The following is a 6412-nucleotide window of genomic DNA, read 5'->3' as shown; positions in this document are numbered from 1 at the left end:
GAGGCCCTCACCGGCCCCGGTGAGGGCGACCACGTCATCGTTGACGGCACCCTGATTCCCACCGACCGCATCGCCGCCGACGAGCCGTACTGCTCGCAAAAGCACCGCAAGCACGGCATGAACGTACAGGTCACCGCCCGGACCGGCACGCCGCTCTGGTTCTCCCGCGCGGCACCCGGCCGCACCCACGACCCGACCGCGGCACGCGCCCACGGCACCGTCCAGGCCTGCCTCACCCGGCAGATCCCCGTGCTCGCCGACCGCGCCTGCCAGGGCGCCGGCACCACCGCCCGCACCCCGTACTACCGTCACCGCGAACAACCCGAGCACTACCAGCAGTTCAACCGGGACCATGCCCGGCTGAGAGCTCCGGGCGAACGCGCCTTCGCCCAGTTGAAGCCCTGGCGGCTACTACGGCGAGCCAGATGCTCCACCCGCCGCATCGGCACCATCGTCCAAGCCGTCCACACCCTGCTGATCTGCAGCTATGCAGGATGAAAGAAGCTCAGTGTTGCCGTTCCGGCGGGATCGCGTCCATGGTGTCGTTCAGGGGGCGGGTAGTCAGCCGGACTCGGAGGGGTAAGCATTCTTTGCTCAGGACGTCTCGCAGATGGAGTGTTGGACTTATGCCCGCCGGTTCTGCGGGGAACATTGCGAACAGAGTGAGTAGGGCTCGCCGGTCCATTTCAGTTCAACTGGATGGGTTATAGAGCCTGCTCGTGGCGTCGGAAAACCCCAGCAGCACAACACCTTTCCGTGTATGACATTGAGAGCATTCGAAGTGGAGTAATCATGAATATTGCGATTCTGTAAATGTTGCCAGCCGGGGATTTCCCAATTGGTGATCATTGGCAGACGTGTGAATTGACCGGTGTGGCAATTACGGACAGTCAGGATATTTACAAGAAGAAGGCGGTGATCGACAATGGGACGGCTCTTTGAGTAGAGGGCCCTGGCCTGACTTCTTTGGTAAATCGATAGTTTCTTTTCTCCCCTTACCGGCACAGCGATGCCTGGCCGACGAGGCCAGCTGGCGAGCCGGACCGCAATGCCTTCGAACGTGCTCGTGATGAACTGATCAGAGATCTGCCCAAAGCGGGTTGGAAGGAGGCCGCGTCCCGGCAGGGCCGGGCCTCCTGCGGTCTCAGGCGTGCGGCGAGGACGAGATTGTGCATGCGGGCGACGGCCTGAACCGGTTGGCAGAGACCGTCGCCGCGCCTTCGGCTGTCTCAGAGGGTTTCTAGCGCTTCATGCGGGTGAAAGCGTGCTGGACGCAGGCCCTCCGCCGTCGGTGCTGGCGTCTGCGTTTCCCCTTCCGGGCAGCCGGGCCCTGACGGGCGTTTGTGTGGTGTCGGCACCGAATGATGACCCTGCGCGTTCGTGGAGAAAAGACGTTGCATGAAGACGTCCCGGTCATGCGGCAGCGGGCCGGGATGCGGGTGACGTCCACGATCTACAGCCGGGGTATACCGCAAGGATCATGAACCGTCACCCCCGACGACAACCCGAAAGACTCAGTAGGACCATGGTCCGCGCCGACCGGGACGGACGGGTGCAGTTCTGTAGCCCGACCAGGCCAGACAGCTGCATGGACATCACCCCTGCCCGCGAGTTAGGGCTGGTCAAGCTCCTGGCCGACGGCCACGCGGGCGGAGATCCTTGCTGATACCGGCTACCAGGGCCTCGGCGCCCAGACCGGCCGACGCGTGGTGACACCACTGCACCGCATGATCAAAAAGGGTCACTTCCGGCTGGTGCAAGGAGATGTGGGAGCGGCAGCGCAAGGCGCCTGCTCACGCTGCATCCGGGTCGAGCACGCATCGCCCACATCCGAAACCGGCGGTCCCTGATCTCTGCCTAGGCTTCCGCACGCACATGAGCAGCACCGTCCAGGTCAGCGTCGGCCGGCTGTCCCGTCAGCAGACCGTGACGACAGAGGCGAGTACCCAAACTACCAACGCCGTCGACGCCTCACCGCTCACCGTGCACGAGCCCCTCAATGTTTGAGACGCCCAGTCCCGCATAGTTGATCACGGCCGGATGGTGGTGAACGTGACTCACACGGTGGGCATCAACAATCTCCGGATCACCGCCCTGCCTGCAGATGCAATCGCAGAACTCATCACCAGGGTAGGGCCACTATGGCCTGCATGAGTGCACCAGGTCCGGCAAGCTGATTGCTCGGTCGCTGAAGCGGGCCGCAGACGTCGGCGCGAAGCCCCGATTGGTGTGTGCCGACCGATTCCTGGCCCTCGTCCGTCTCCGTCACGGCGCCACTCACAACGTGCTGGCCTGGTGGTTCAGTGTGGGCCGCTCTACCTGCCGGCCACGGCGGCCAGCGGATATCGGCGTCGATGACGTGAGGGGCCAGTGATTCGGTCCGCTGCAGGCTTGGTTACCCCGAACAATGGGGCGAGCCGGCGCGTCCGTCGAGCCGACGGTCTGGAGCCGGATGATGGGACAGGACGGAACCCTGCGGCTCCGAGCCGGGGCTGCTGCCTGACTGCGCGAATAAGACGTCCAGTCAGGCAGCAGCGGTCCGTGCGGCCTTAGCCGCACGACTCCTTGCCCGACGGAGCTGTGTACTCTGCGCCGCAGTGCGTGTAGTCCGTGCCGCGGCACCCGCCGCATGTCCCATCACACAGGGTCTGGATTAGCGACAGGGTTGCGCACCCAGGTTCAGCGCGCAGAACGTTCTCGCCGGGAAGCTTCTGCAAGTTGTCGATGTCAGCCATTTGAATGTCCTTGTCTGCGTAAATACTGGTCGTCGCATCTAGGTGTCGAAAGTTCAACTCGTGACGCACGGATCTGTCGATCTCGCGCAGCGCACGGCAAACCGGGTACGGTTTGACGGGCGATGGAGGTCCCGACCCGCTCGGTCACCTGTTCAGATGCTGGCAGCGTGGGATGTCTGCAGCGTGAGTAGTTGCACCTCACTTCTTCACCTAATTGCTTGGCCGGGTGTCGTGGCCGTGGACCGCGAAGCTGTGAAGGGTGCGCACGGTCGGCTTTCGATGAACGGGAGTTGAAAGAGTCAACCCGGAGTCGCTATGTGGGAGTTGCCTACATTCTCCGGTCGGCCTTGCTGATTCCGGCGTCAGAAATTAGCAGCAGTTTCGCCGTGGAACTAATCCTGAGTAGCGGCTGCCTACTTGTGTGGCGGACTGTCGGCCGTACGCTTCGGCGAGCACCGGTTGGCAGGCTCGTGCAGCCCTATCAGGGCTCCGGTCGGGGGAACGTTCCGCGCCCGGGTGACTCAATTTCTACGGCTGCACTTTGGGCGGCCGTAGAAGTAAAGATGGTACCGGAGTCGTCGCCGGGGGCAGGGGGCTGCTGAGTAACGACGGTGAGGCAGCGCTGGTGCTGACTGCGGAACACTGGGCTGAGACGCAACGGGTTCCGGTTCCGGTGAAGCAGAGACGGGCCACCTCGGCAACAGAACGCCGGACAACCGGGGGATGACCGGCGCGCCTGGGGACGTGCCCATGATGACAGGACTCTACGGTCACGGATGTGGTTCTCGCCGACTCGAGCGAACCGGTGCGGCGCGTGTCGCACCCAGGTAGTTTTTGCTCATCTCGCAGGGGCTGCCGTGGGCCAAGAATCGCCCTTGTGCTGACCAGCAGTTGCAGCTCGTGGAAGAGTCCTCGGGCATTGCCTGCTCTCGCCTCCCCAAGAGCATGACGAGGTCCGTGAGCACGGCGTGCCGCCGAAAACCTAGCCGTATAGGGACCGCACTGTGGAAAAGCGCCAGTTGGACCCCGGAACCGAAGCTCGCAGAGACCAGGCAGACATCGACAAGGCGCGCGCTCGCCGCGTCATCGCCGAGGTTGCTGAGCGTGTCACAGATGCCGGAACCGTCATGAGCGCGGCGCCCATTCCCATGCCTGCGCACGTTGCTCTGCCGGGCTGTGCACTGCTCATGGCACGGCTTGCCTCCGAACAGCCCTCCTGCGCCGATGCCGCCGTGGAACACCTACGAGCGATCTCGGAGTCGTTGCCCGCGCAACCGAACAATGTCTTCCAAGGCACGGTAGGAGCGATCAGCACTGCTCTTGCCATGGACGCGATGACCGGCGACCGTAGATTGAGTGCCGTAGTCACTTCGGGGGCCCGGTCGCTCAGCGACCGAGCCGAAAGCCTTGCCCAGCGCTATGCATCGCACCAGACGAGCGGCGTCACCCGCATGGACGTGGAGGACTTCGACACGGTAAGCGGGCTGGCCGGTCTCGGGCGTGTCCTGATGCTCGCCCTGCACCGCGGTTACTCAGATGCGGAGCCCGGTCTGCGTGCATCACTTGAAGTGCTCACCGGCCTCCTGGCGAACAAAGACGGTTGTCCGCCTGGCTGGTGGCCGTCCAGGGTGGAGGACCACCGCCGGCCGCTCCGAGAGCACGGCGGCGCAGCGGAATTGGGAATGGCTCACGGTATTGCTGGCCCCCTAGCCTTCCTGGCTGTATCCCTGACTGCAGGAAACCAAGTAGCGATGCAGCGCGAAGCCGTTCGGTTCGCGGCCGAATGGCTCCTGTCTCAAAGGCATCCCGGCACCTGGACATGGCCTGCATCCGTCACTGCCGGCCCTCCTGACGAAGACGCACCCGCTACGCATCCACCGGCGATTAACCACACGTGGTGCTCCGGCTCCACTGGCATCGCCACCGCCATCCATCTGGCAGGCCGCGCGCTGAATGATCCCGTCCTCGTCCGCGCAGGGACCGAGGCGCTATCGGCGCTCACCTCGATTCCCCGCCGGCAATGGGCTGTCAGAGGTCCCGCTCTGTGCTGCGGCTTCGCTGGTGTGCTCCAAGCAGCCCTGACCGCGACGGACCGGGACACCTGCGCCGGGCTTGGCCCGCTCGCCGACATCGCTGCCGCCGGAGTACTCGACCTATGGGATCCCGCCAGCACCTTCGGATTCCGTCACCAGCGTGGAACCCGGCCCTTCGACAGCCCTGAGTTCCTGTACGGCGCAGCTGGGACAGCCCTGGCTCTCTACGACTACACCACCGACGTGAATTCCTCATGGCCAGGCCTTCTCCTGCTGGGATGAGGAACAACCCACCTGTACCAAAGCTGGTCAGCTAAGACTCAGCCACGGCATGAGCAGGTCGGCCCCCCCCCACAGGTGCGCCGCTGAGAAGCAGATGACCCGGACCGGCTGGGCTGAGGAAGACAGCGCGAGCCTTCCTGGTCGGCCGCTGCCTTGCCAGAGCCGCGCCGTGCTTGTCACGCGAGTGCTTGACGCGTAAGCCTGTCACTCACCAGGGACTGCGGACTGTCGGCCCCGAGCTTCGCACGCCCTTCGGGCAGCGGCGTGGAGCTTACCCATCAGCGGATCTCCTGGGTACAGCATTTAATCCCTCCGCCAGCCTTCCGGAACTCTGATACGTCGACAGGCACGGGTACGAAGCCGCGGCGGGCGAGCTGTCCGATGAGACCGGTAGCCTGCGGGGCGATGAAGACGTGCCGCCCGTCGGACACAGAGTTGAGGCCGAAAGCCAGGGCATCCTCTTCTGTGGCGATCACTGCCTGAGGGTAGAGGAGCCGGAGGACTTCACGGCTGCCCGGGGAGAATGCGCCCGGGTAGTACGCAATGTTCCCTCCAGCCGCCCCGTCTTTCCCGTCACTGAGGCAGAACAGCGCGGTGTCCAGGTGGTAAAAGCGGGGGTCTATCAGCTGGAGGCTGGTCACCGGCCTGCCGAAGAACTCCTGCACCTCGCGGTGGGCGGCGAGCTGTGTGCGGAATCCGGTCCCCGCTAGCACAGACTGGCCGACGGGGACGAGATCGCCCTCGCCCTCGCACACAGACTGGGAACGATGCACATCGAACCCAGACGCTCTGAACCACTCCCCAAATGCTCCGGACTCTGGACGCCGCTCGGGAGCGTGGAAGAACGAGCCGAACACCCGACCGTCAACGACGAGCGCTGCGTTAGCTGCGAACACCATGTCAGGCAGTCCTTCCACTGGGGCTGCGGTCTCTACTGTATGACCACGGTCACGGTACGCCTTGACCAGGGCACTCCACTGAGCGTGGGCGAGGCTGGCATCGACCCTGGTATCGGTGTTCATCCACGGGTTGATGGCATAACACACGTCAAAGAATCGAGGCTCGCACATGAGGTAGCGCCGCGGGCGCAGGCTTCCGCCGAGAGCGGCACGTGCTGCAGGCACAGAGAACGCCTCCTCCATTGGTCTGACAGAGACTTCCGGCACCCGTGGGGTTGCCTGGCCGGAGCATCTCTGCAGCGTTGGCACTGTCCCAGAAGTCTCGCGTCTTTCCTCTGTACGAACCTGAGTACTGTCTGCTCGGGTCCCCCTGAGGGGTCTGTCCCTGCCGGTACCGAGCGGGGTCCGGAGCACCTGAGCTCAGAGGGAGCCGCCGGGCTTCGGAGCACGGGCCGCACCACGC

4 protein-coding genes are annotated in these 6412 nt (G+C 64.3%); 3 read left to right on the top strand and 1 reads right to left on the bottom strand.

All coding sequences use genetic code 11. From position 1 onward, the window contains the following. The 3 genes from ACFQ79_RS30335 to ACFQ79_RS30325 all read left to right on the top strand — a co-directional run. Positions 1–498 (top strand): transposase family protein (locus ACFQ79_RS30335; protein WP_383589440.1); only part of this gene is annotated, 498 nt, incomplete at its 5' end. A gap of 1729 nt (positions 499–2227) precedes the next feature. Then, positions 2228–2374, top strand: a complete 147-nt coding sequence (locus ACFQ79_RS30330; protein ID WP_383589438.1) for a transposase family protein — start codon at positions 2228–2230, stop codon at positions 2372–2374. A gap of 1365 nt (positions 2375–3739) precedes the next feature. Beyond that, entirely contained in the window at positions 3740–5050 is a 1311-nt protein-coding gene (locus ACFQ79_RS30325) for a lanthionine synthetase C family protein (protein ID WP_383589436.1), read from the top strand. 278 nt (positions 5051–5328) lie between these two features. Here the strand turns inward: ACFQ79_RS30325 and ddaH are convergent, their stop codons facing one another. Continuing rightward, positions 5329–6192: a dimethylargininase gene (gene ddaH / locus ACFQ79_RS30320; protein WP_383589434.1), complete on the bottom strand. Its 864-nt coding sequence runs from the start codon at positions 6190–6192 to the stop codon at positions 5329–5331. Positions 6193–6412 lie beyond the last annotated feature (220 nt).

The organism is Streptomyces sp. NPDC056480, from assembly GCF_042795405.1.
GTDB lineage: Bacteria > Actinomycetota > Actinomycetes > Streptomycetales > Streptomycetaceae > Streptomyces.
This window is presented reverse-complemented; position numbering and strand designations above follow the sequence as displayed.

Bases quoted from the DNA above. Each gene is read 5' to 3' on its own strand.
- ddaH (WP_383589434.1), bottom strand. From the start codon at position 6,192: ATGGAGGAGGCGTTCTCTGTGCCTGCAGCACGTGCCGCTCTCGGCGGA.